Below are 22,043 nucleotides of genomic sequence, written 5' to 3' on the forward strand. Positions count from 1 at the left end.
GGGTCAGGCGGGGCGAATCATGTAGTGCACAGCGTGAATTCACGAAAGATGACGTGCCCGGTTGGAAGACACGGGCACGCCACCCCGCGTATTCGACGCCGGATCTGCCCCGGAGCGCCCGATATGTACCGAACACGCGGAGCGTCCGGAATTGGCAGCGACAGCCCACGGCTCGGCACCGCGAGCCGACGATGCCGCGTTGCTTGTCGGTTTTCGGTGTGATGGGAGGAATATCCAGAATTCGCCAGAACCGCGCCGATGAGCTGGCCGGTGATCCCAGCGCCGGGCAACCGGGCCAGGCGTGCAGCCTGGATCGACGCCCAGAACATCGAGACCTTGTACCTCTCCGCCGTCACCGTCGGCGAGCTGAGCTACGGCATCGCCGCCATGCCCGGCGGCCGCCGCCGTGATGTGCTCGCCGAGCAGCTGGAGAGCCGTGTACTGCCGCTGTTCGCCGGTCGCATGATCGCCTACGACCTCGCTGCCGCCGCGGCATACGCCCGCCTCATGTCCGCCGCCCGCGCCGCCGGACTGGCCGTCGCCACCACCCGGCATGATTGCAGCCACGGCGGCCGCCGCAGACTTCACCGTCGCCACCCGCGACGCCTCGCCGTTCGAGGCCGCTGGAGTGCCCACTATCGACCCGTGGCAGTAGCCCACGGCCGCAACGGATTTCACCGATCTCCGCTGTTAGCGGATGGGAACGGTGCGCGACGACACGGAGACGAACCGGGCAACCCGGTCCGGCCGGGGTCGCGGCGGGGCCGACCGGGGCGACCCCTTTTCTCGGTCATGCGACCAATAACTTGATGCGAAAGTGTCAAAAGTTCATCACGGTTGGTTTGCTATCCGCTATCCTCACACGCGAGGCACCGGGTGGTTCCGAAAAATAGTGCGAGCCAAGGGTATTGAAGTCGGGCACGCGGACAGTCCGACCGGCCGGTCGCCACGCCGTCGGTGCTTCGTGTGGAAGCAGTGATCCGTCCGGACAGCAAGGAAACGCCGTGTACGCACGCTCCCTCGTCACCGCACTCGCTGCGGTCGCCGCCACCTCCGTGCTCGCCACCGGCACCGCGGGCGCGGCCCCCACCCTCACCGTGGACGCCGCCCGGGAAATCAACGGAAACGCGGTGGTCAGCGTCTCCTATCAGTGCACCGCCGGTCTGGGCGCCGAACTCTCGGTGACCGTCCGCGCGACGCCCTACCAGGGCTCCGGCGTCAACGGCAGCTCCCTGGCTCCCGCCCTCTGCATCGGCATCCCCCAGCAGGCCACCGTCACAGTGAATCCCGTCCAGCTCTTCGACGACACCGCCGCCAAATTCCAGTCCGGTTCCATCACCGACATCACCGTCACTGTCCTCGACCTGACCTTGAACTCCCCGGTCACCACCACGAAGAAGCGCTTCGATCACCTCGGCTGACCGGCCGGCCCGTCACTCCGAAGGGGCAGCGGCCCAGCGTTGTTCGAGCTTGGCCCAACGCCAGTAGGCGACGGCGATGATCCAGGCCAGGACGAACAGGCCGACGATGCCGAAGCCGACATTGTTCAGGTTGATGTCCGCGATCCAGTCGGTGACGGGGTTGACGAAGTTGGCGTCATTGTGGAGGACGGTGATGAGTTCGATCGAGCCGACGACCAGGGCGACCGCGATCGACAGCGCGGTGATCGTGAGGTTGTAATAGATCTTGCGGATCGGTTCGGAGAAGGCCCAGTCGTAGGCGACGTTCATGAAGAGGCCATCGAGGGTGTCCATCAGGCTCATGCCGGCGGCGAAGAGCAAGGGCAGCACCACGATCGCGTACCAGGGCAGGCCGGCGGCGGCGCCGGAACCCGCGAGGGCCAGCAGGGCGACCTCGGTGGCGGTGTCGAAACCGAGGCCGAAGAGCACGCCGACCGGGTAAACCTGAGCCGGCCGCCGCACCGCCCGCATGATCGGGCCCAGCAGCCGGGCGAGCGCGCCGCGGGCCTGCAGGGCCTCCTCCAGTTCCTCGGCGTCGAATTCGCCGCGGCGGGTGCGCTGGAACACGCGCCAGATCCCGATCAGCGCAACCACATTGAGCAGGCCGATCAAATACAGGAAGGATCCGGACGCGATCGTCGACACCATGCCCAGGGTCTTGCGGGTGGGCGAGTCGTCGTCGACCAACTCGCCGACCACCCGCGCCCCGGCCACCACCAGCGCCGCCAGCACGAACACGATGGTCGCATGGCCCATGGCGAACCAGAACCCCACCGACTTGGGCCGCTGGCCATCGGCCATCAGTTTGCGGGTGGTGTTGTCGATGGCCGCGATGTGGTCCGCGTCGAAGGCGTGCCGCAGGCCGAACGCGTATGCGGTGAAACCCAATCCGACCCCGAACACCTGCGACCCGAGCTGATAGCTGTGCGGCGCCACCGCACCGAACAACAACCCGAACGCCACCAGATGGATGGCCGCGACCACCCCGAGCAACACCCCGGCCTCGATCCAGTCCCGACGGGTCCAGTCGTGCAGCACATGCCGCAACCGGCGGCGCTCGGGGACAGCGGAATTCGAACCGGGATCGACAGACATGCGCACGGAGACCTTCTCGGGGAATTCGCGTCCCCGCACGTAGGGCTGCGACGACGCGAGGTCTGACTCCCGCACCGCCACAGCGGCCCGGACACAGTGGCGCGACCGTCCCGGATTCCCACCGGGTTCCCACCATCGTCACAAAACGTTCGCCCGACTATACAGAGCAGCGGCGGCGGCTTCCCCGGCCGGCGATACCGCCTCCCGCCCTTCGACGACTGGGATCCCGGGTACGGGAGACCGGTCATGAGTACTTAAGTACGACAGATTCCCAGGTCCGGCGTTCTTCATAACGTCGTTCTCATCAAGTTCACACCAGCAAGGAGAACGACAATGAGCGACATCAACGAACTCGTCCAGCGCTACCTCACCGCCTGGAACACCACCGACGCGGCGGCGCGCGCCGACCTGGTCGCCGAACTGTTCACCGACGATGCCGAATACACCGACCCGCTGTGCTCGGTCCGCGGCCACGCCGGACTCGACGCCACCATCGCGGCGGTCCAAGCCCAGTTCGCCGGACTCGAATTCAGCCTCGGCGCCCCGGTCGACGCGAATCACCACATCGCCCGTTTCACCTGGCACCTCGGCACACCCGGCGCCGAGCCCCTGGTCGTCGGTTTCGATGTCGCGGCCCTGGCCGAGGACGGCCGCATCCAGCGCGTCTACGGCTTCCTCGACAAAGTCCCCGCGGGCGCGTGATCGTTGCGCCGCAACGGTTTCGAAAACGCGGTGGCAAGCCACGGCCGGACCACGTCCGGCCGGGCCGGGTGGCCGCTCGATGTGGGCGGCCACCCGGCCCGGCCGGATGACGGCGGCGCGGACAACACGAAAACGCCCTTTCCGCCGCGGGCGTTTTCACGATCGGGTGGGTCAGTCCTTGACCAGGACGACTCCGGACTCGTCCAGGGCCTCCGGCGAATCCTCCACCGGCTCCGGCGATTCGGAGCGGTTGGGCAGCAGCACCGCCATGACGATGACGATCACCGCCAGCGCCGCGGAGACCGCGAAGGCCAGCCGCATGCCGGACAGGTGGGCGTCGAGCGGGTTGGCGCCGCCGTCGGTCAGGTGGGCGGCCCGCGAGGTCATGACCGTCACGACGAGTGCGGTACCGAAAGCCGCTGCCACCTGCTGCAGCGTGCCCAGCATGGAGCTGCCGTGCGAGTACAGGTTCATCGGCAGCGCGCCCAGACCCAGGGTGAACACCGGCGTGAACGCGGCGGCCAGCGACACCATCAGCAGGACGTGCAGCGCCACCAGGATCGGATACGGCATGGTCAGCGACAGCCGGGTGAATCCGACGAGCGCGGCGGTGATGCCGATCGCGCCCGGAATCACCAGGACCCGGCCGCCGAACCGGTCGAACAGCCGGCCCACGGTCGGGCCGAGCAGACCCATGGCCAGACCGCCGGGCATGACCAGCAGACCAGTTTGCAGCGGGCTCAGACCACGCAGGTTCTGCAGGTACAGCGGCAGCAGGATCATCGAGCCCATCATGGCCAGGAATGCCACGGCCATCAGGACCAGCGCCTTGGCGTAGGTGGCGGACAGCAGGATTCGCAGATCCAGCAGCGGGCTGCCGTTGCGCTGCAGGTGCACCTGCCGGAACACGAAGACGGCGACCAGGGCCACGCCACCGGCGACGATCAGCGCCGGGGTGGCGGCACTGCCCACGCCGAACTTGCTCAGGCCGTACACCAATCCGCCGAAGCCGAGGGCCGCGAACGCCACACTGAACCAGTCGATCGAACCCGCCTGCGGCTCACCGACGTTCTCCAGCTTGCGCAGCCCGAGCGCGGTCACCGCCGCGGCGATGGGCAGCACCAGCACGAACAGCCAGCGCCAGGAACCGATCTGCAGCACCAGCCCGGAGATGACCGGGCCCATGGCCGGAGCCACCGAGATGGCCAGGGTGACGTTGCCCATCACGCGGCCGCGGTCGTGCTCGGGGACGACCGTCATCAGGGTGGTCATGAGCAGCGGCATCATGACAGCGGTGCCGCCGGCCTGGATGACGCGGCCGATCAGCAGCACGGCGAAGGTCGGCGCGATCGCGGCGATCGCGGTGCCGAGGAGGAAGACACCCATCGCGAGGGAGTAGGCGCGCCGGGTGGTGACGCGCTGCAGGAACCAGCCGGTCACCGGAATGACCGCCGCCATGGTGAGCATGAACGCCGTGGACACCCACTGCGCGGACCGCTCGGTCACATGGAGATCCGTCATGAGCCGCGGAATCGCATTGATCATGATGGTCTCGTTCAAGATCACCGTGAAGGTCGCGAGCACCAGCAACCGGATGACCGTTGGCGTCCGCTGCTTCGTCGAGCTAGCGGATAGATCGGGCATCGGAAAACCTCCGGGGGTGTTCGTATTCGAGGGGTGGTGTGGCCCGATGCGGATTCGGCGACAGTGCCGTCCGGGGCCCATATCGATGCAGACGGGGACAGATCGCTCAACTCATCGGTCGCCAGACAGTATTCCGGCGGGGTCCGACAGAATTCATCCGATTATCGGGTGATCCGGAGCGTCATAGCATGCCGAAAGTATGCCGCTACCAGCACTTATCGAACCCTGAAAGATCCTCGAGTGAGCCAGGTCACGATTGTTCGCATCCGAGCTCGGAGCGGTCACGGGTCCGGGTACCCGCCATGATGGACGGGGATGCCCCGCCGCGCCGCAGCGGTCCCGGGGCGGGAGGGTGTGAGAACGACCGTGGCCGAACGAATTCCGCCGCTGTCCGGCCGGGAGCAGGAACAGCAGGTGCTCGACGCCCTGATCGCGGGTGCGCGCGACGGGCGCAGCGCGGCGCTGGTGCTGCGCGGCGAACCCGGGATCGGCAAGACGGCCCTGCTCGGCTACGCCGCCGCGCGGGCGGGCGGGCTCCGGGTGCTGCGCGCCACCGGCGTCGAGGTCGAGGCCGAATTGCCTTTCGCCGGACTGCAATTGCTGCTGCGCCCGGCCCTGGACCGGCTGCCCGGCCTGCCGGAACCGCAGCGTGCGGCATTGTCCGGCGCGCTCGGTCTCGGTCCCGGCGGGCGCGAACCCGTGCTCACCGGATTGGCGGTGCTGTCGCTGCTCACCGATCACGCCGACGGCGCCGGGCTGCTGGTCGTGGTCGACGATGCGCAGTGGCTGGACCGGGCCTCGCAGGACGCGCTGCTGTTCGCGGCCCGGCGGCTGCACGCCGAGGGCGTGGCCATGCTCTTCGGCGTCCGGGAGGGCGAGGGCTCGTTCGAAGCCGCCGGCCTGCCCGAGCAGCGACTGACCGGTCTGTCCCACGAGGCATCGGCGGCCCTGCTCGATGAGCATCCGCTCACCCCGGCCGTGCGCTACCGGCTGCTGGCCGTGGCGCGCGGCAATCCGCTCGCCCTGCGAGAGCTGCCGCTCGCCATGGCCGCCGAATCGACGCCGGATCTCGCCGCGGGCGCGCTGCCGCTGACCGATCGGCTGCGGCTGGCCTTCCACGGGCGGATCAGTCGGCTGCCGGAACCGACCCAGACCCTGCTCACGGTGCTGGCCACCGACGAGTCCTGTGAGACCGCGGTGGTGCTGCGCGCGGCGGCGAGCTTCGGGGCGGGCATCGATGATCTCGCGCCCGCCGAGGCCGCCGGACTGTTGCGGCGCGGGTCCGACCTGTCGATCACGTTCCGCCACCCGCTGATTCGCGCGGCGGTGTATCAACGGGCCGCGCTGGGACAGCGATTGGCGGTCCACCGCGCCCTGGCCGCTGCGCTGGACGCACCCGAGCAGGCGGATCGGCAGGCGTGGCATCTCGCGGCGGCGGCCATCGGCCCCGATGCCGAGGTGGCGGATGCGCTGGAGCGCAGCGCTGTTCGAGCGCGCGAGCGCGGCGGGCACAAGGCGGCGGCCGCCGCCTACGACCGGGCGGCGCGGCTCAGTGACCGGCCGGGGGATCGGACGCGACGGCAGGCACTGGCCGCGCAGGCGGCGCTGGAGTCGGGTGAACTGGAGCGGGCCGCCGATCTGGCCCGACGCACCGCGCGCGAGGTGGATTCGGAATCCTTGCGTGCCAGTCTGTCTCAGGTGCGGGCACTGGCGCTGTTCTGGCAGGGCGAGTTCCCCGACGCGCACCGGTTGCTGATCGAGGCCGGCACGAGCATCGCGTCCACCGCGCCGGAGCAGGCGGCGGACATACTGGTACAGGCCATGCACACGGGGTGGTATCTGGGCGAAGCCGATCTGCGGGAGGTCCTGAAACACCTTGCGGACCTGGAGCTTCCGGACACGCTGCCGGTGACCCCGGTGGTGCGGTTCATCAACCTGCTGTTCGGCCGCGGTCCCGGCCGGCCGCTCACGCTGACCGACACCCTCGATGAAATCCATTCCCGGGGACAGGTTTCCGATCAGGTTCTGTCGATCCTCTGCGGCATCGCGCTAGCGCGCGGGCAGGACGGTCCGGCCTTCGATCTGGCCATGTCACTGGAAGCCCAGCACCGTGCCGCCGGCGCCGCCGGGAGACTGCCGACCGTACTGTTCTTCGCGTGTGAGGCCGACATCTTCACCGGCCGGCTGCGTGACGCGCGGACCGCGGCGGTCGAGGCCCGCGACCTGGCGCGCGACACCGGCCAGCAGCAGTGGGTGCGCCAGCTCAGCAGCGTGCTGGCGCATGTGGACGCGCTGCGTGGAGACGAGGACGAGTGCCGGGCGCACGCCGAGCTCGGGCTCACCGGGGATACCCCGGGGGCGGTCGCGCCGGGCGCACCGTGGGCGTACTGGTCGCTGGGACTGCTCGAGCTCGGGGCCGGTCGCGCCGAATCGGCGCTGTCGCGCTTCGAGCGATTGACGAAATCGCCGTTCGATCACCACATTTGCGCAACCCGGTCGGTTCCCGATCTGGTCGAGGCCGCGATCCGGATCGGGGCCCCGGAGCGCGCCGCCGCGCCCTTCGCGAACTTCGAGGGCTGGGCGGCCTCGGTGGGACAGCCGTGGGCCGATGCCCTGGTGCTGCGCTGCCGCGCACTGCTGGATGACGAGAACGCCGAAGAGCTGTACGCACAGGCGCTGACGACCCACGATCGCGAGGCTCGGCCCATCGAATTCGCGCGCACCGCTTTGCTTTACGGCGAGTGGTTGCGCCGCGCGCGCCGCAAGGCCGAGGCGCGCACCCGATTGCAGGAGGCGCTCGAGGTCTTCGAGCGACTGGAACTGGACCCGTGGGCCGACCGCGCCCGGCACGAGCTGACCGCCGCCGGCGCACCGGATTTCGATCCGAGCCCCTCGCGCGGTAGCGCCACCGGTCTGACCCCGCAGGAGTTGCAGATCGTCCGCCTCGCCGCGCAGGGCCTGTCGAACCGGGACATCGCCGCACAGCTGTTCCTGAGCCACCGCACCGTCGGGTACCACCTCTACAAGGCGTACCCGAAGCTCGGTGTCGCCTCGCGGGGCGAGCTGAAGGATATTGCCGCGCAACTGCATTGACCGCTCCGGTCGGCGTCATGCCTTGACGAAGCCGAGCAGATCGTCGTCGAGCTGCTCGGCGAAGCCAGCTGCGACTGCCTCGCTATCCACTGGGCCGGTCGGTGCGGATGCGGTGCGGCATGTTCTCGAGCATGGTCATCGGCGCGCCGCTCGGATGTCATCGGTGAGCTTCGGGAACGCCGGTGAAGCTGACGAAAGCCACTCGCGCACCCGGGACGGGATTCCCCTGGGTGAACGGGAGGGCGTTCGGCGGCTCATTCCCGTACTATCCACCCGAGCATCGGCATACGATTGGCAAATCAATCGGGGAAAGACCCGGTCAACCGGATTCGACCGGGAGACAGTCAGGAGTCACCGATGACCAAGTTCCTCGTGGTCTACAAGTCGGACCAGTCCGCACGTGAGCGGATGGCTCAGAAGACTCCCGAAGCCCAGGCGGCGGGCATGCAGGCCTGGATGGACTGGGCCGGGCGGGCGGGGTCGGCGATCGTCGATCTCGGGTCGCCGCTGGGACCCGGATCGCTGAACGCCGACGGCAGGATCGGAGGCTTCTCCATCCTGCAGGCCGACTCCTCCGAAGCACTGCAGGATGTGCTGAAGGGCCACCCGCACACCGAATGGGGCGGCACCATCGACGTCTACGAATTCCTGGCCATGCCCGGCATGTGAGGCCCGGCAGCTGACCAGGGGTCAGTGCACGCCCTCCATGTGGCGGCTGATCCAGGGGGCGACGGCCCAGACGAGCGCGCCGACCGCCATGGCCACCAGGCCGATGACGCCGAAGTAGACCAGTTCATGGGACGGGTCGTAGTACTTGGACAGCACCCCCGACATCGAGGTGCCGATGCCGACCGAGAAGAAGTAGAGAGCCATCATCTGGGCGCGGAAGGCGTTGGGGGCCAGCTTCGTCGTGACCGAGAGACCGATCGGCGAGAGCAGCAGCTCCGAGATCGCGAACGCGCCGAGGATGAAGAACACGATCACGAACGACACCGACTTGCCGTGGCTCCCCGCGAACAGGGTGAACAGCAGGAAGGCCGCGCCCATCCCGACCACTCCCAGCGAGAACTTGCGCGGGGTGCTGGGCGAGCGCATACCCAGGCGGGTCCACATGATCGCGAACAGCGGCGACAGCGCGATGACCCACACCGGCTCCATGGAACCGATCCAGCTCGACGGCGCGGTCCAGCCGAAGATGGACCAGTTCATGCGCTCGTCGGAGTACACCGCGAGCACGGTGAAGATCTGCTGGAACAGCGACCAGAACACGGCGTTCGCGATGAACAGCGGCATGTAGGCGCGTACCCGAGTGCGCTCGACCACGGTCACCTTGTCGCTGGTGAGCATGATGACGAAGTAGGCGATCGAGGCGGCGACGATCACCACGGTGGTGGCGTCGGGCAGGTTGGACAGCGTCACCAGCTTGGTGGCCCACGCGATGGCGACCACCACGAGGATCGCCGCGAATGCCGCCACCGCTGTGGGAATCGCGGTGCGCGGCAACGGGTTCGGCACATCGCGGCCGTGCTCGCCGAGGTTCTTGCGGAAGATGACGTACTGGGTGAGCCCGATCGCCATACCGATGGCGGCCGCGCCGAAGCCGTAGTGGAAGCCGGCGTGATCCTGCAGCAGGCCGGTGATCAGCGGACCGGCGAAGGCGCCCAGGTTGATTCCGAGATAGAACAGCGTGAAGCCGCCGTCCGCGCGCGGGTCATCCTTGTCGTAGAGGGTGCCCAGCAGCGAGGAGGCATTCGCCTTCAGGCCACCGGATCCCAGCGCGACCAGCACCAGGCCGACGCCGACACCGGTCAGCCCGGGCAGGATGGCCAGCGCGATATGGCCGGCCATGATGATGGCACCGCCATAGAAGACGGTGCGCTCCGAACCGAGCAGGCGGTCCGCGACCCACGCGCCGAGCACTGTCGACAGATAGACCAGACCGCCGTAGGCGCCGACGATTCCGGTGGCGGTGGACTTGGCCATGCCGAGGCCGCCGTCGGTCGCCGTGTAATACAGGTAGTAGCCGAGAATCGTGAGCATTCCGTAGAACGAGAACCGTTCCCACAATTCGACGCCGAACAGATTCGCGATACCGATGGGGTGGCCGAACAAGGTTCGTTCGGTGGCCGGTTTCGCGTCGTGAGCTACTCCTGACATACCCGAGACCCTCCCATAAGGGGCAATCTGACAGCAACCTCAGGTGTTAACCTACGTCACAATTGCCCAGGGCAGGTTCAGGATCAGCGGACCCAGGGACCGAAAGGCCCTGAATCCGCGTGGAAAGCGCCTTGATCAGGCAATCGAGAGTGCGATGCCGTCCAGGATGTCATGTTCGCTGACAATGAGCTCGCTGATCCCGGCCCGCCGCGCCAGCTCATCGGCGAGCACTTCTGCTATCACCGCGCCACCGCCGATGACGTCCACCCGGCCGGGGTGCATGGGCCCGAGCGCGGCCCGCTCGTCGTGGTTCATACCGATCAGCCGATCGCACACCTTGCGCAGGTCGGCCAGCGGCATCCGGGTGAGATGCACTCGCTCCGAATCGTATTCGGGCAGATCCAGCGACACCGCGGCGATCGTGGTCATGGTCCCGGCCACGCCCACCCAGGTGTGCGCCCGCTCCACCGGCACCACGCCGAACGCCTGCGCCAGCCGCTCCGAGGCGAAGAAGCGCGCCGACGCGACCTCCTCGCGAGTGGGCGGATTGCCATGCAGGCAGCGCTCGGTGATCCGCACGCAGCCGATGTCGGCCGAATACGCCGCGTGCACGCCGGACGCGTCGCCCAGCACCACCTCGGTCGACCCGCCACCCAGGTCCACCACCACGAAAGGACCTGCAGCGCTGGACAGTTCGCCGACGGCGCCGGCGAAGGACAGCCGCGCCTCCTCGTCACCGGTGATGACCTCGGCCACCGCGCCCGGCACCACTCGGCCCAGCTCGACACCGGTCATGGTGAAGAAGTCGTCGCGGTTGACCGCATCGCGCGTCGCGGAGGTGGCGACCATGCGCACCCGGGTCACGCCGTGCTTCAGCATGAGTTCCACGTAGTCGCGCAGCGCGACCCGAGTCCGTTCGATCGCTTCGGGATTCAGCGTCCCGGTGGCGTCCACGCCCTGCCCCAGCCGCACGATCCGCATCTCGCGGTGCACATCGGTCAGGTGCGGCCGCCCCTGCTCGTCCCAGGTGACGTCGGCGATCAGCAGACGGATCGAGTTGGTCCCACAGTCGACGCCCGCGATCCGCTCGTGCGCTTCCGCACCGGGGGCGGCGCTCTGCGTGAACTCTGCGTTGCTCATCCCTGACCTCTGAATTCGACTGGTTCCGAACACATCTCGCCGAGCAGGCTGCCCGGCCCGCGCGGCGGCGCGGCCGACTCCGGCCCGGCACCCCGGCGGCCGACTCCGCGCCCTCGGCAGCCTACCCATCCCGCTGCCCGGTGCGGTCGATCGAACCTCACGAGAGCGGCTGAGCTCGCGCCCTGCTGCGCATCGGTGCGCGCCCGCCGGACCGGTGCAAGCCAGTTGTTCAGCCGGGCGCGGCCGGCTCATTCGCCGGCGGACTCCGAATCGGAGCGATACTCCTCGTATTTCGGCCAGTCCGCCGGGATGGCGGTGCCGCGCAGGCCGTGATCGGCGGCCAGGGCGACGGCCTCGTCGCCGAGGGGGTTGAGGCCCGGGCCCTTGGCCAGGGAGTGCGCGATCAGCACGTGCAGGCACTTGACGCGGTCGGGCATGCCGCCGCCGGCGAAGTCGGTGCCGAGGTCCTCGATGGCATTGCGCTCGGACAGGTAGCTGTCGTACGCGGCGCGGTAGGCGGCGGCGAGTTCCGGGTCGCGGGTGAGGCGTTCGGACATGTCGCGCATCAGGCCGGTGGTCTCGAGGCGGCTCGCCTCCGCGGTCAAGCGGGGATCCGTCAGGTAGTACAGGGTCGGGAAGGGGGTGCCGTCCGGGAGCTTGGGCGCGGTCTTCACGACCGCCGGCAGGCCGTCCGGGGTGCGGTAGGCGATGGCGAGCACGCCGCGCGGAGCCCGGCCCAGTTGCTCGGCGACGATCGCGAGATCGCGCTCGCCGGGGTCGTTCTCGGCTGTGGTCACCTGGGTTGTCCTTCCTCGGTGGGTGCGGGTGGCGGGGGCGCCGGTGCGGGAGGTGGGGTGGAGGCCGGGGCGGCCACGGGCTGCGGCGACGAAACGCTGTGCCACAGCTGCGTGTACCAGGGGTCCGGCTCCCGGGGCTTGGCGGGCTGGGTCGGGATGGCCGGCTGCTCGATCTCGGGGATCTGCACGATGTAGGGCGTGTCGCCCGGCATCACCAGGCGCAGGCGGTCCCGGGCCTCGGCCTTGATGTAGTTCGGATCCTGTTGCTGCGCACGGCGATCGCGCAGGCTCACGACCTCCTCCTCGAGCTGGCGATGCTGCGTGGCCAGTTCGGCGGCGTCCGAGCGCTGCGTGAAATAGGTGCGCAGCGGCACTGCCAGGGTGAGGGCGAGACCCGCCAGCACGGCGGCCAGCAGGACGGCCCGGCCGGTGGACAGGCCGAGGATCTTGCGTTCGTGCCGTTCGGGATTCGCCACGGTCCTGGCCGCGGTGCGGCGCTCGGGAGCCGACCTCCCCGAGATCGTACGGCTCTTGCCCGAAGTCGAAGACTTCGACGCGGCACCGGATTTCGAGGCGGCGGCAGCGTCGTTCCGCTTGCCGCCCGAGGTGCTCTTGGCGCGAACGGAGCGCGACGGGCGCCGGTCACTTCGTCCTGCCGGACTAGTTCCGCGCGCCCGTCGCTCCGTCATCTCAACACCTCGAAACTCAGCCGATTGTCCAACTCTTGGGGGTTCTCAGGGGTGGTGACCCCTGAGACCCCATGAGCCACTTCGGGGCTCGAGCTACCGATTATTCAGCCTTCGAACGCGAATCGCGGGAAGGCGGCGTCACCGGCGTAGCGCGCCGAGTCGCCCAGGGCGTCCTCGATGCGCAGCAGCTGGTTGTACTTGGCGACACGCTCGGAGCGAGCGGGCGCGCCGGTCTTGATCTGGCCCGAGCCGACCGCGACCGCCAGGTCGGCGATAGTGGTGTCCTCGGTCTCGCCGGACCGGTGGCTCATCATGGTCTTGTAGCCGTTGCGGTGGGCCAGCTCGACCGCGTCCAGGGTCTCGGTCAGGGTGCCGATCTGGTTGACCTTCACCAGGAGTGCGTTGGCGGCGCCCTTGGCGATGCCCTCCTCCAGGCGGTCCGGGTTGGTGACGAACAGGTCGTCGCCGACGAGCTGCACCTTGTCGCCGATCTGGTCGGTCAGGGAGACCCAGCCGTCCCAGTCGTCCTCGGACAGCGGGTCCTCGATCGAGACGATCGGGTAGTTGCCGAGCAGGCCGGCGTAGAACTCGGCCATCTCGGCGGCGGTGTGCACCTTGCCCTCGAACTTGTAACCCTCACCGGTGGTGTAGAACTCGGTGGCGGCCACGTCGAGCGCCAGGGCGATCTCGCTGCCCAGCTTGAAGCCGGCCTTCTCGATCGCCGAGGCGATCAGGTCCAGGGCGGCACGGGTGTTGGCGACCGACGGCGCGAAACCGCCCTCGTCGCCCAGACCGGTGGACAGGCCCTGAGCCTTGAGCACCGACTTCAGCGTGTGGTAGACCTCCGCACCCCAGCGCAGCGACTCCTTGAAGGTCGCCGCACCGATGGGGGCGATCATGAACTCCTGGACGTCGACGCCGGAGTCGGCGTGCGCGCCACCGTTGAGGATGTTCATCATCGGCACCGGCAGGACGTGGGCGTTCGGGCCGCCGACGTAGCGGAACAGCTCCAGGCCCGAGGACTCGGCGGCCGCGCGGGCCACCGCCAGGGAGACACCCAGCAGGGCGTTGGCGCCCAGCCGCGACTTGTCCGGGGTGCCGTCCAGATCCAGCAGGGTCTGGTCGACGGTGCGCTGCTCGACGGCGTCGAGACCGATCACGGCCGGGGCGATCTCGTCGAGGACACCCTCGACGGCCTTCTGCACACCCTTGCCCTGGTAGCGGTCGCCACCGTCACGCAGCTCCACGGCCTCGTGCTCACCGGTGGACGCGCCGGAGGGCACGGCCGCGCGGGTGAGGGTGCCGTCGTCGAGAGCGATCTCGACCTCGACAGTGGGGTTGCCACGCGAATCCAGGATCTCGCGAGCTCCGACCTGTTCGATGATGGCCACGAAACGACACTCCTTCGGCTGCTGACTCGGCAGGTCGCACGGCGAACCCGTGCGGTCAGAAGCCTAACGTGCCGTGAACCCACCGCCACATCCCCCCGTCGGCGCGCCAGCAAGATATCCATACCGACCGATCGAAGACGTCCGCAGGGACATCAACTCAGAGGTTCGCGGCGCGTCTTCTGGACTGAGTGGAGCGAGGGAGCGAAGCGGAGGAGCGGAGGGAAGGAAGGAAGAATCGAGACCTCCAGCGCCGCGAACCCGCCCGGAACGAAGCGGAGGGCCAATCAAACACGGCGGCCGACGCTGTAGGCGGCGGCGCGGTAGCGGACGGTGTTCATATAACTGGTGGACTGGTTGTAGGTGAGGAGCGCCTGCTGCCAGCCGGGTGCGCCGGTGAGGTCGCCGCCCATGGCACAGAGGTAGCGCGCGGCGGTGAGGGCGGCGTCGTCGATATTGTCCGGATCGATCTTGCCGTCGCCGTTGGCGTCCACACCCCAGCGCTGCCAGGTCTCCGGAATGAACTGGAACGGTCCCATGGCCCGGACGTACACCGGGTTGGCGACGGTGGAGCTCGCGTCCAGGATTCGCGCGCGGCCCGGGGAACCGTCCAGGGCCAGTCCGCGGATCGGCGGCGACACCGTGCCGTCGTCGGCGATGTGGGATCCGTCGTGCGTGCCGTGCCGGCTCTCCACGCTCGCGATCCCCGCCAGCGTGGTCCAGCCGATCCCGCACTCCGGCTTCGAGCGCGCCATCACCGCGGCCGCGTATCCGTACGCCTCCAGCGCGAGTACCGGAATCCCGGTCGGGCCGTGCTGCTCCTCGGCCCAGTCCCGGAGCTGAATCGCGGTGCGGCCCGGCGCATCCAGATTGATGGCGGGCAGAGGCGCGCCCGCCCCCGGCGGCATGTCGTCGGGTACGGGCGTGAGATTGCCTGTCCCGCAACCGGTCAGCAATACCAGCGCGGCGGCCGTGCCCAGCAGGCCGGCGCGGGTCAGCGGGGCCCGGAGGCCGGCCATACGGATACGCACCCCATTCATCATCCAGATGGATCGACGCGGAGGCGAACATCGTGAACACGGCGTGGCGGAGTCGCGGGTAACGATCGTGTTCGACCGGCCTCCGCGCGGGAATCCTATATCCATCCGCTATTTCTACGACACGCCTTTAGGTAAGCCTTGCCAAAATTACGCGGGGGTAATACCGTCTTTCGCCGAGCCAAGATCACCATGCCATCGCCCAGCCAGGAAGGCCCTTACCTTGGTGAAAAGCGTTCTCTCCGAACGTAATCAGCTCCAATCCACTCAGCTCGAACGACGCGACCTGCCCGAATCCGCGGCGCGGGCCGTGCGCCATCTCGCCGCTGAGATCGCCGTCACAGTCGGGCGGTGTCCGGAGATCGCGACCACCCTCACGCACCCGGTCCTGCTGCGCCACATCGACGCCAAGTACGGACGGCTGCCCGACGCCGTGCACGAGGCCATGCGACCGCCCGCCACCTCTGCGGGCGTGGTCGTCATCGGCCGGCTTCCGGTGGAGGACGAGGAATTCGGGCCGACGCCGTTCAACTGGCAGGAGGCGACCCAGCTGGCCGGCACCCGTGCACCGCGGTCCGGCTCCTTCCAGCTCGACATCGCCATGCTGCTGCTCGCGCGTTGTGCCGGTGAGCCATTCGGCTGGGAGGGGCAGCAGGCGGGACGCCTGGTCAACAACATCGTGCCCACGCCCGGCCATGAGCACGAGCAGTCCGGCGCCAGCAGCACCACACTGCTGAGCCCACACACCGAGGACGCCTTCCATCCGGACCGCGCCAATCTGCTGATGCTCGGCTGCCTGCGCAATCCGGACGGGGTCGCGACCACCGTGTCTTCCATCCGGAACACGGAACTCGATGCGGCGCAAAGGAAGATCCTGAGCACGCCGCGACTGCCGATCCTGCCGGACGTCTCCTACGGCAGCGGGTTCGGCGACGCCCCGGCGCCGCCGATCGCCACCCTCGGCGACGACGCCGGGGCGACGACCCTGCGCTTCGACCCGGCATACACCCCGCTCGATCGGACCGACGACGAATTCCGCTGCGCCTACCGACATTTGACCAGCGAACTCGAAAGAGTGTGCATCGCCGCCACATTGGCGCCCGGAGAACTGCTCCTGGTGGACAATGACGTGGTGGTGCACGGGCGGGTGCCGTTCACCCCCCGCTACGACGGCACCGACCGCTGGCTCAAGCGGGTCAACATCCGTCTGCCGCAACGTCACCGCGACGCCGAGGCCGGGGAAGACGGCTACGGTCAGCGCGTGGTGGCACCGTTCCGCACGAACCTAGGACAGAACCCGTGAATTGCCGCCCCACCCCGCTCCGCGTCCTCAGCCGCAGCGATCTGGCCGACGTCCCGATCTCCCCGGCCGAGGTGGTGCGGGCCGTCGAGGACGCGTATCTCGCACTGGCCGGCGGTGATTCGGACAACCCGCGCAAGCTCAGCGTCGCCCATCCGGACGGCTGGTCGGTGGCCTACGCCATGCTGGGGCGCGACGGGCGGCGCCGGGTGGTGGCGATGAAGACCAGCTACAAATTCGACCCGCACCACGACAGGTCGAACAAGCGCTATTACACGACGATCTCACTCTACGACGACGCCACCGGCACCCCCATCGCGCTGATGGACTGCGCGCGCGTCGGCGCTCTGCGCACGCCCGCGGTCTCGGCGCTGCTGGTGCGCGAATGCGTCCGGCCCGGCGCGCGCAGCGTCCTGCTGATCGGCACCGGCACCCAGGGCCGCAATGCGCTACCGCACCTGCTAGCGGCGAATCCGCAGCTGAATCGACTCATGGTCTACGGCACCCACCCCGAAGGATTGGAAGCGGTGAATCAGCAACTGCTGCAGCATCACCCGCACGCGGAGCTCGATATCGCGAGCGACCCGTACATCGCGGCGCGCGAGGCCGACGTCATTCTCGCCACCGCTGGACCCGGCACCCGGGTCGCCATCGAGGCCGAGGACCTGGCGCCCGGATCCACGGTGGTTCTCGTCGGCTACGGCCTGGCGCCCTCCACGCTCACCGAGGCCGATCGCGTAATCGCCACCAGCGCAGAGCAAATGGCGCTGACCGGAACGGATATGGCGGGTCCCGACGGCCGACTACGCAGGGTTGACGCCGAGCTACCCCAGATACTCGACCACCGCGCGGTGGGCCGAGTCAACGACGACGAACGAATCTTCGTCTACAACAGCGGTCTGGTGCTGACGGATATCGCCGTCGCGCACGCACTGGCCAGCCGTGCCATTGCCGAGGGGCGGGGCATCGAGGTATCGCTCTGGGACTGAAGCGCCCAGCTTGATCCGACGGATTCGCGGGAGAAATTCGCCTGTAAAAGTAATTCCCGACACTGATTCCGCCGATAGCCAGACATTGGTCCGACCGCCGGCCAATTGAGTTACCGTTTCGCGCAAACACTGTCATGCAGGTTGGCTATCGATGCCATCGGCCGGGGACCGGGGTCGGGGTCCACTGCGGGGGTGGCCGATGGCCGAAACACCGCACCCGAAAGGAAAAATGTCCGCCTCCGTAGAGACCGTGGTCGTTTCCTCCGGCACAGCCGACATCATGGCCGCGCCGATGCCGGCTCACCGCCCCGACTGGGAGGAGCAGCTACTCGCCGACACGAAGCTGCTGCGGGAGATCGCCGAAACGATCGGTGGGCCATTCCATGTCATGTACCCGGACCGGATCGTCGCGAATATCGCGGCCTTCGCACGGGTCTTCACCCGGACCGGGGTCGAGGGCGCGATCTACTACGGGAAGAAGGCCAATAAGGCGGCGTGCGTCGTCCGCGCCTGCGCCGAGGCCGGTTGCGGGATCGACGTGGCCAGCGTCGGCGAGCTGAGGGCGGCCATGGACGGGGGCATCCGGGGCTCCGACCTGATGGTGACCGGGCCCGCGAAGTCGAATCCGCTGCTGGAGCTCGCGACCCGATCCAGGGCCCTGATCGCCGTCGACGATCTCGACGAGCTCGCCCGGCTGTGCGCGATGGACACCGCGAGCCGGGTACTGCTGCGGGTGTTGCCGCCGGGCTCCGACAGTCGCCTCGGCATGACGCCCGACGAAGTCGATATCGCGCTCGATCGCCTGCGTGGGAGCTCGATTCGCCTGGAAGGCTTCAGCTTTCACCTCAGCGGCTACGAGGTCGCGCCGCGCGCCGAGCTGGCCCTCGCGCTGATCCAGCGGTGCCGTGAAGCCCGCGGCCTCGGCCATCCCGCCACCACCATCTCCATCGGCGGCGGGTTCGGTGTCGACTATGTCCCGGCGCGGGCCTGGGAGACCTTCATCGACGGCGTCAATCCGCGCTGGTTCCACCGCGACCGCGCTCCGGACCCGGCCTCCTACTATCCGTACCACTGCCCGGTCCCCGGCCCGGCAATGCTGGCCGCCATTCTGGAACACAAGGATCTGGCAAACCTGGTGCGGCGGCAGGGAATTCGATTGGTAATCGAACCCGGGCGGGCGCTGCTCGACAGTGCCGGCAGTACCGTATTCGGGATCCAGGGCGTGAAAGTCCGGACCGCGCACGAACGCCCGTATCTCATCCTGACCGCGAACGGCACCAGCCTCAGTCTGTCCGAACAATGGTTCGACAGTGAATATCTGCCCGATCCCGTCCTGTGGCCGCGAAGTTCGGGAAAACCCACCCCGACCTGTGTCGGCGGCTCGTCGTGTCTCGAAGAGGACATGCTGAGCTGGCGCCGGATCCCACTCCCCCGCGCGGCGACCACGGACGATCTGCTCATCTACCCGAATACGGCCGGTTATCAGATGGACAGCAACGAGTCGTCATTTCACGACCTGCCCATACCGCCGAAGGTAGTGTTGCGAAGCTCCCCGGATGGACGACAATTCGATTGGACCTTCGATACCGACGGTTTCCCGATCTGAACAGTTTCGAGTTCACCGCCCGCTACGCGCTCCATCGACTTTCCCGAGGAGAAGTACTCGATGCCGGTTATTGTCAGGCGAGTGTCCGAGCTCATCGGACGGACACCGCTGTTCGAGCTGGCCGTCAGCCCCAGAACCGGGACTCGGCTACTGCTGAAACTCGAAACCATGAACCCGACCGGAACCGCCAAAATTCGGATGGCGCGGGCCATGGTGCTGGACGCCGAACAGCGCGGACAGCTGCGGCCGGGCGGCCACATCATCGAATCGACCTCCGGGAACACGGGTTTGGGATTGGCTGTGGTGGCGCGGGAGCGCGGATATCGGTTCACGGCCGTGGTCGACCACCACGCCTGCCCGGCGAAGTTGAACGCCATGCGCGCCATGGGCACCGAACTCGAATTCGTCTCCGACGACGGTGACGACGGCCTGTCGACCTCGGCGCGGGAGGAACGCGCGGCCCAGATGGCACAGGACGAGGGGCCGGGCGCGTACTTTCCCGCACAGCACGACAACCTCGCCAATGGCGTCGGGTATCACGCGCTGGCCGAGGAGCTGCTCGAGGACCTCGAGCGAATCGACATTCTGGTCGGCGCGGTCGGCACCGGTGGTTCGCTGTTCGGGACGGCGCGCGGGCTGCGCGATCACGGATGCGCGCCGCGGCTGGTCGGCGTGGAGCCGGAGGGGTCTATCGCGTTCGGTGGTCCCGCCCACGACTATTGGCAGTCGGGCACCGGAACGCCGCTCGGGGCCACGCCCGGAATCCATGTGGACCAGGACCTGCATCTGATCGAGGAACGCGATCGGGTGAAGGTGTCCGATGTCGACGCGTTCGCCACCGCGCGGGCGCTGGCCGCCTCGTCTGGGCTGCTGATCGGCGGTTCCTCGGGCAGTTCGGTGTACGCGGCGCTGACCCGGCTCGAGGAGTATCCGGACTTCTCCACGGTGGTGGTCATCATCAATGACGACGGAGAGAAGTATCTCGACACCGTTTTCGACGACACCTGGATGAGCGACCGCGATCTGATCGATCTGGAGCGCGAGACCGGGGTCGTCGAGCTGCTGGAATCCTTGGCGCCGCCGCGCCGACCGGATCTCGGCGAACTCACCGTGCGGCGTCACCTGCATCGCGCGCTGCCGGACAACTTCGCCGTCGAGAAGGGGCTCACCGGGGCGAGCCTGGAGGACTACGCCGACGCGAAGGTGCCGCAGGCCAAGCTGATTCACCTGCTGCAGCGGGTCGGCATGCCGTCGCACGAGATCGCCGGACTGCTGGCGAGCGGTACCGACGACGACGTCTACCTGGCGCTCGAGAAGCACCGGCAGCGGCTCGACGACCAGCGCACCGTGGTCGACCAGGTGCTGGGGTCCATGCGCGGATCGCCGCCCGGGCGCGCGGCCACATACACCATCCTGGTGCCCGATCCGGCGCCCGCCGACGTGGACGGGGCTGCCACGAAATGATCGGGGCGCTCCGGCAATCCGATGGGTGGGCGCTGACTTCGCTTGCGACGCCCATCGCTTTGACCCAGCTGGCTCAGGTTGCGGTGTCCACCACGAACATTGCGTTGATGGGGACGCTCGGGGTGCGGGAGGTGGCCGCGGGCGGACTGGCGCTGGTGCTGTTCAACCAGATTCGGACCATGTGCGTCGGGCTGATCACCGGGACGGGTAATCAGGTGGCGACGGTGGTGAGCCGGGCCGAGAAGCAGGGGCGGGCGGCCGAGTCGGAGGTCCGGGAGGTGGTGCGATCGAGTTTCCTGATCGCGACCGTCGCCGGATTGCTCGGCGGCGCGCTGCTCATCGGGCTCGGGTGGGCGCTGCGGTGGCTCGGGCAGGACGCGGCGGTGCTCGCGGAGGCGCGGCCGATGATGGTCGCGCTGGCGCCGGGACTGGTGCCGTGCCTGTGGTTCCAGGTGCTGCGGCAGTACACGGTCGGGATGCAGCGGCCGCAGGCGCTGCTGCTGGTGACGCTGGGGTCGGTGGTGCTGAATCTGGTGCTGGCGCTGACGTTCATGCACGGCTGGGCAGGGCTGCCGGCGCTGGGGCTGACCGGGGTCGGCGTCGCCACCTCGGTGGTCTTCCTGCTCACCTTCGGGGTGTTCTGGGCGATGGTGCGGCGGAATCCGAAACTCGGTGCGGCGCTGCCGGTCCGGATATGGCCGGTGCACGCGGTGACGGTGCGGGACGAGTTGCGGCTGGGGACGCCGATCGCGCTGACCTACGGGTCGGAGGCGGGGATGTTCTCGGTGCTGGCGCTGGTGATGGGGAGTCTGGGGGCGGCGGCGCTGGCGGCCCACAATGTCGTGTACCAGATCGTGTACATCGTGTTCCAGGTGGCGATCGGGCTCTCGCACGGAGCGTCGATCCTGGTGAGCAAGGCGGTGGCGCGGGAAGAGTTCGCGCACGCGCGTTCGGTGGCGTGGCTGGCGCTGCGGTGCGCGGGCGTGGTCGCGGGGATCACGGGAGTCGCGTACGTGCTGGCGCCGGACTGGGTGCTGCGGCCGTTCCTGGCCGACAGTGATTCGGCCACCGTGACATTGGCGCACACGCTGCTGTTGATCGCGATCGTGCTGCAGTTCTTCGACGCCGCCCAGAACATCGGGGTCGGGTTGCTGCGCGGGCTCGAGGACACCAAGGCCGGGTTCCGGCTCTCCCTGGTCGGCTACTGGGGTGTGGGATTGCCCACTGCGCTGCTGCTCGCGTTCCCCGCTCATCTCGGCGCGGCGGGCGTGTGGTGGGGGCTGACCGCCGGTCTGGCCGTCACCGCTGCCCTGATGCTGCGCCGCTACTTCACGCTGCTGCATGCGCAGGAGCAGGAGAATCCGCGAGTGCTGGCCGGTAGCCTCGGCCACTAGACCCGACATCCAAATCTCACCTTCCCGCAAGCATGTCGTCACTGGGTGGGGGCAACCTGAAAGTAGAGGGCTTCGCTATTCTGGCGAC

General features: G+C 68.4%; 17 protein-coding genes and 1 pseudogene. 10 read left to right on the top strand and 8 right to left on the bottom strand.

Translation table 11 applies throughout. The features are described from left to right. Nucleotides 1-258 precede the first annotated feature (258 nt). Together ON33_RS24025 and ON33_RS24030 are read left to right on the top strand one after the other, a co-directional pair. Nucleotides 259-810 (top strand): PIN domain-containing protein, encoded by a 552-nt coding sequence (locus ON33_RS24025; RefSeq protein WP_218001503.1) that lies wholly within the window; start codon nt 259-261, stop codon nt 808-810. Between the two features lie 194 nt (nt 811-1,004). Further along, on the top strand, nt 1,005-1,421 hold the full coding sequence (locus ON33_RS24030; protein ID WP_040861325.1) for a hypothetical protein: 417 nt from the start codon (nt 1,005-1,007) through the stop codon (nt 1,419-1,421). Between the two features lie 12 nt (nt 1,422-1,433). Here the strand turns inward: ON33_RS24030 and nicT are convergent, their stop codons facing one another. Continuing rightward, nucleotides 1,434-2,555 carry a Nickel transporter NicT gene (gene nicT, locus ON33_RS24035; protein WP_083869255.1) on the bottom strand — a complete coding sequence of 374 codons (1,122 nt, stop codon included), beginning with the start codon at nt 2,553-2,555 and terminating at the stop codon, nt 1,434-1,436. A 333-nt stretch (nt 2,556-2,888) separates the two neighbouring features. Between nicT and ON33_RS24040 the strand changes: the two genes are divergently transcribed. Further along, nucleotides 2,889-3,257, top strand: coding sequence for a nuclear transport factor 2 family protein (locus ON33_RS24040; RefSeq protein ID WP_040861326.1), 369 nt, complete (start codon nt 2,889-2,891; stop codon nt 3,255-3,257). Between the two features lie 171 nt (nt 3,258-3,428). On the opposite strand, the gene ON33_RS24045 is transcribed toward ON33_RS24040, so the two are convergent. Then, on the bottom strand, nt 3,429-4,901 hold the full coding sequence (locus ON33_RS24045) for an MDR family MFS transporter (RefSeq protein ID WP_040861327.1): 1,473 nt from the start codon (nt 4,899-4,901) through the stop codon (nt 3,429-3,431). 366 nt (nt 4,902-5,267) lie between these two features. Here ON33_RS24045 and ON33_RS24050 point away from each other — a divergent pair, with 366 nt between their 5' ends. After that, a complete protein-coding gene (locus ON33_RS24050) occupies nt 5,268-7,994 on the top strand; it encodes a helix-turn-helix transcriptional regulator (RefSeq protein WP_245550685.1) in 2,727 nt (908 codons plus the stop codon). A gap of 357 nt (nt 7,995-8,351) precedes the next feature. Further along, nucleotides 8,352-8,663: a YciI family protein gene (locus tag ON33_RS24055; RefSeq protein WP_040861328.1), complete on the top strand. Its 312-nt coding sequence runs from the start codon at nt 8,352-8,354 to the stop codon at nt 8,661-8,663. A gap of 21 nt (nt 8,664-8,684) precedes the next feature. Here the strand turns inward: ON33_RS24055 and ON33_RS24060 are convergent, their stop codons facing one another. From ON33_RS24060 to ON33_RS24085, 6 genes are all read right to left on the bottom strand, one after another. Next, complete coding sequence (locus tag ON33_RS24060; protein ID WP_040861329.1) at nt 8,685-10,151, bottom strand: peptide MFS transporter; 1,467 nt, start codon at nt 10,149-10,151, stop codon at nt 8,685-8,687. Nucleotides 10,152-10,286: 135 nt separating this feature from the next. Next, nucleotides 10,287-11,291 (bottom strand): Ppx/GppA phosphatase family protein, encoded by a 1,005-nt coding sequence (locus ON33_RS24065; protein WP_051152723.1) that lies wholly within the window; start codon nt 11,289-11,291, stop codon nt 10,287-10,289. 248 nt (nt 11,292-11,539) lie between these two features. Then, complete coding sequence (locus tag ON33_RS24070) at nt 11,540-12,088, bottom strand: DUF501 domain-containing protein (protein ID WP_040861330.1); 549 nt, start codon at nt 12,086-12,088, stop codon at nt 11,540-11,542. Beyond that, nucleotides 12,085-12,564, bottom strand: a complete 480-nt coding sequence (locus tag ON33_RS24075) for an FtsB family cell division protein (protein ID WP_040861331.1) — start codon at nt 12,562-12,564, stop codon at nt 12,085-12,087. The genes ON33_RS24070 and ON33_RS24075 overlap by 4 nt, the downstream gene beginning before the upstream one ends. A gap of 317 nt (nt 12,565-12,881) precedes the next feature. Then, entirely contained in the window at nt 12,882-14,168 is a 1,287-nt protein-coding gene (gene eno, locus ON33_RS24080; RefSeq protein ID WP_040861332.1) for a phosphopyruvate hydratase, read from the bottom strand. Between the two features lie 284 nt (nt 14,169-14,452). Continuing rightward, nucleotides 14,453-15,205, bottom strand: coding sequence for a lytic transglycosylase domain-containing protein (locus tag ON33_RS24085; RefSeq protein ID WP_063711069.1), 753 nt, complete (start codon nt 15,203-15,205; stop codon nt 14,453-14,455). A gap of 223 nt (nt 15,206-15,428) precedes the next feature. Between ON33_RS24085 and ON33_RS24090 the strand changes: the two genes are divergently transcribed. From ON33_RS24090 to ON33_RS24110, 5 genes and pseudogenes are all read left to right on the top strand, one after another. Further along, nucleotides 15,429-16,505: a TauD/TfdA family dioxygenase gene (locus ON33_RS24090; protein WP_040861334.1), complete on the top strand. Its 1,077-nt coding sequence runs from the start codon at nt 15,429-15,431 to the stop codon at nt 16,503-16,505. Beyond that, nucleotides 16,502-17,491, top strand: coding sequence for an ornithine cyclodeaminase (locus tag ON33_RS24095; RefSeq protein WP_040861335.1), 990 nt, complete (start codon nt 16,502-16,504; stop codon nt 17,489-17,491). Before ON33_RS24090 ends, ON33_RS24095 begins: the two co-directional genes overlap by 4 nt. Nucleotides 17,492-17,720: 229 nt before the next feature. Further along, nucleotides 17,721-19,097: an alanine racemase gene (locus ON33_RS24100; protein ID WP_218001504.1), complete on the top strand. Its 1,377-nt coding sequence runs from the start codon at nt 17,721-17,723 to the stop codon at nt 19,095-19,097. Nucleotides 19,098-19,157: 60 nt separating this feature from the next. Further along, nucleotides 19,158-20,207 (top strand): annotated as a pseudogene (locus ON33_RS24105) (cysteine synthase family protein); the annotation flags it as partial. 350 nt (nt 20,208-20,557) lie between these two features. Further along, the gene (locus ON33_RS24110) at nt 20,558-21,955 is read left to right on the top strand and encodes an MATE family efflux transporter (RefSeq protein ID WP_040861336.1); all 1,398 of its coding nucleotides are present in this window, start codon (nt 20,558-20,560) and stop codon (nt 21,953-21,955) included. The last annotated feature ends 88 nt before the right edge of the window (nt 21,956-22,043 follow it).

Origin of the sequence: Nocardia niigatensis NBRC 100131, assembly GCF_000308655.1 — a bacterium.
GTDB lineage: Bacteria > Actinomycetota > Actinomycetes > Mycobacteriales > Mycobacteriaceae > Nocardia > Nocardia niigatensis.

Bases quoted from the DNA above. Each gene is read 5' to 3' on its own strand.
- ON33_RS24025 (WP_218001503.1), top strand. From the start codon at position 259: ATGAGCTGGCCGGTGATCCCAGCGCCGGGCAACCGGGCCAGGCGTGCA.
- nicT (WP_083869255.1), bottom strand. From the start codon at position 2,555: ATGTCTGTCGATCCCGGTTCGAATTCCGCTGTCCCCGAGCGCCGCCGG.
- ON33_RS24040 (WP_040861326.1), top strand. From the start codon at position 2,889: ATGAGCGACATCAACGAACTCGTCCAGCGCTACCTCACCGCCTGGAAC.
- ON33_RS24045 (WP_040861327.1), bottom strand. From the start codon at position 4,901: ATGCCCGATCTATCCGCTAGCTCGACGAAGCAGCGGACGCCAACGGTC.
- ON33_RS24055 (WP_040861328.1), top strand. From the start codon at position 8,352: ATGACCAAGTTCCTCGTGGTCTACAAGTCGGACCAGTCCGCACGTGAG.
- ON33_RS24060 (WP_040861329.1), bottom strand. From the start codon at position 10,151: ATGTCAGGAGTAGCTCACGACGCGAAACCGGCCACCGAACGAACCTTG.
- ON33_RS24065 (WP_051152723.1), bottom strand. From the start codon at position 11,291: ATGAGCAACGCAGAGTTCACGCAGAGCGCCGCCCCCGGTGCGGAAGCG.
- ON33_RS24085 (WP_063711069.1), bottom strand. From the start codon at position 15,205: ATGAATGGGGTGCGTATCCGTATGGCCGGCCTCCGGGCCCCGCTGACC.
- ON33_RS24100 (WP_218001504.1), top strand. From the start codon at position 17,721: ATGTCCGCCTCCGTAGAGACCGTGGTCGTTTCCTCCGGCACAGCCGAC.
- ON33_RS24110 (WP_040861336.1), top strand. From the start codon at position 20,558: ATGATCGGGGCGCTCCGGCAATCCGATGGGTGGGCGCTGACTTCGCTT.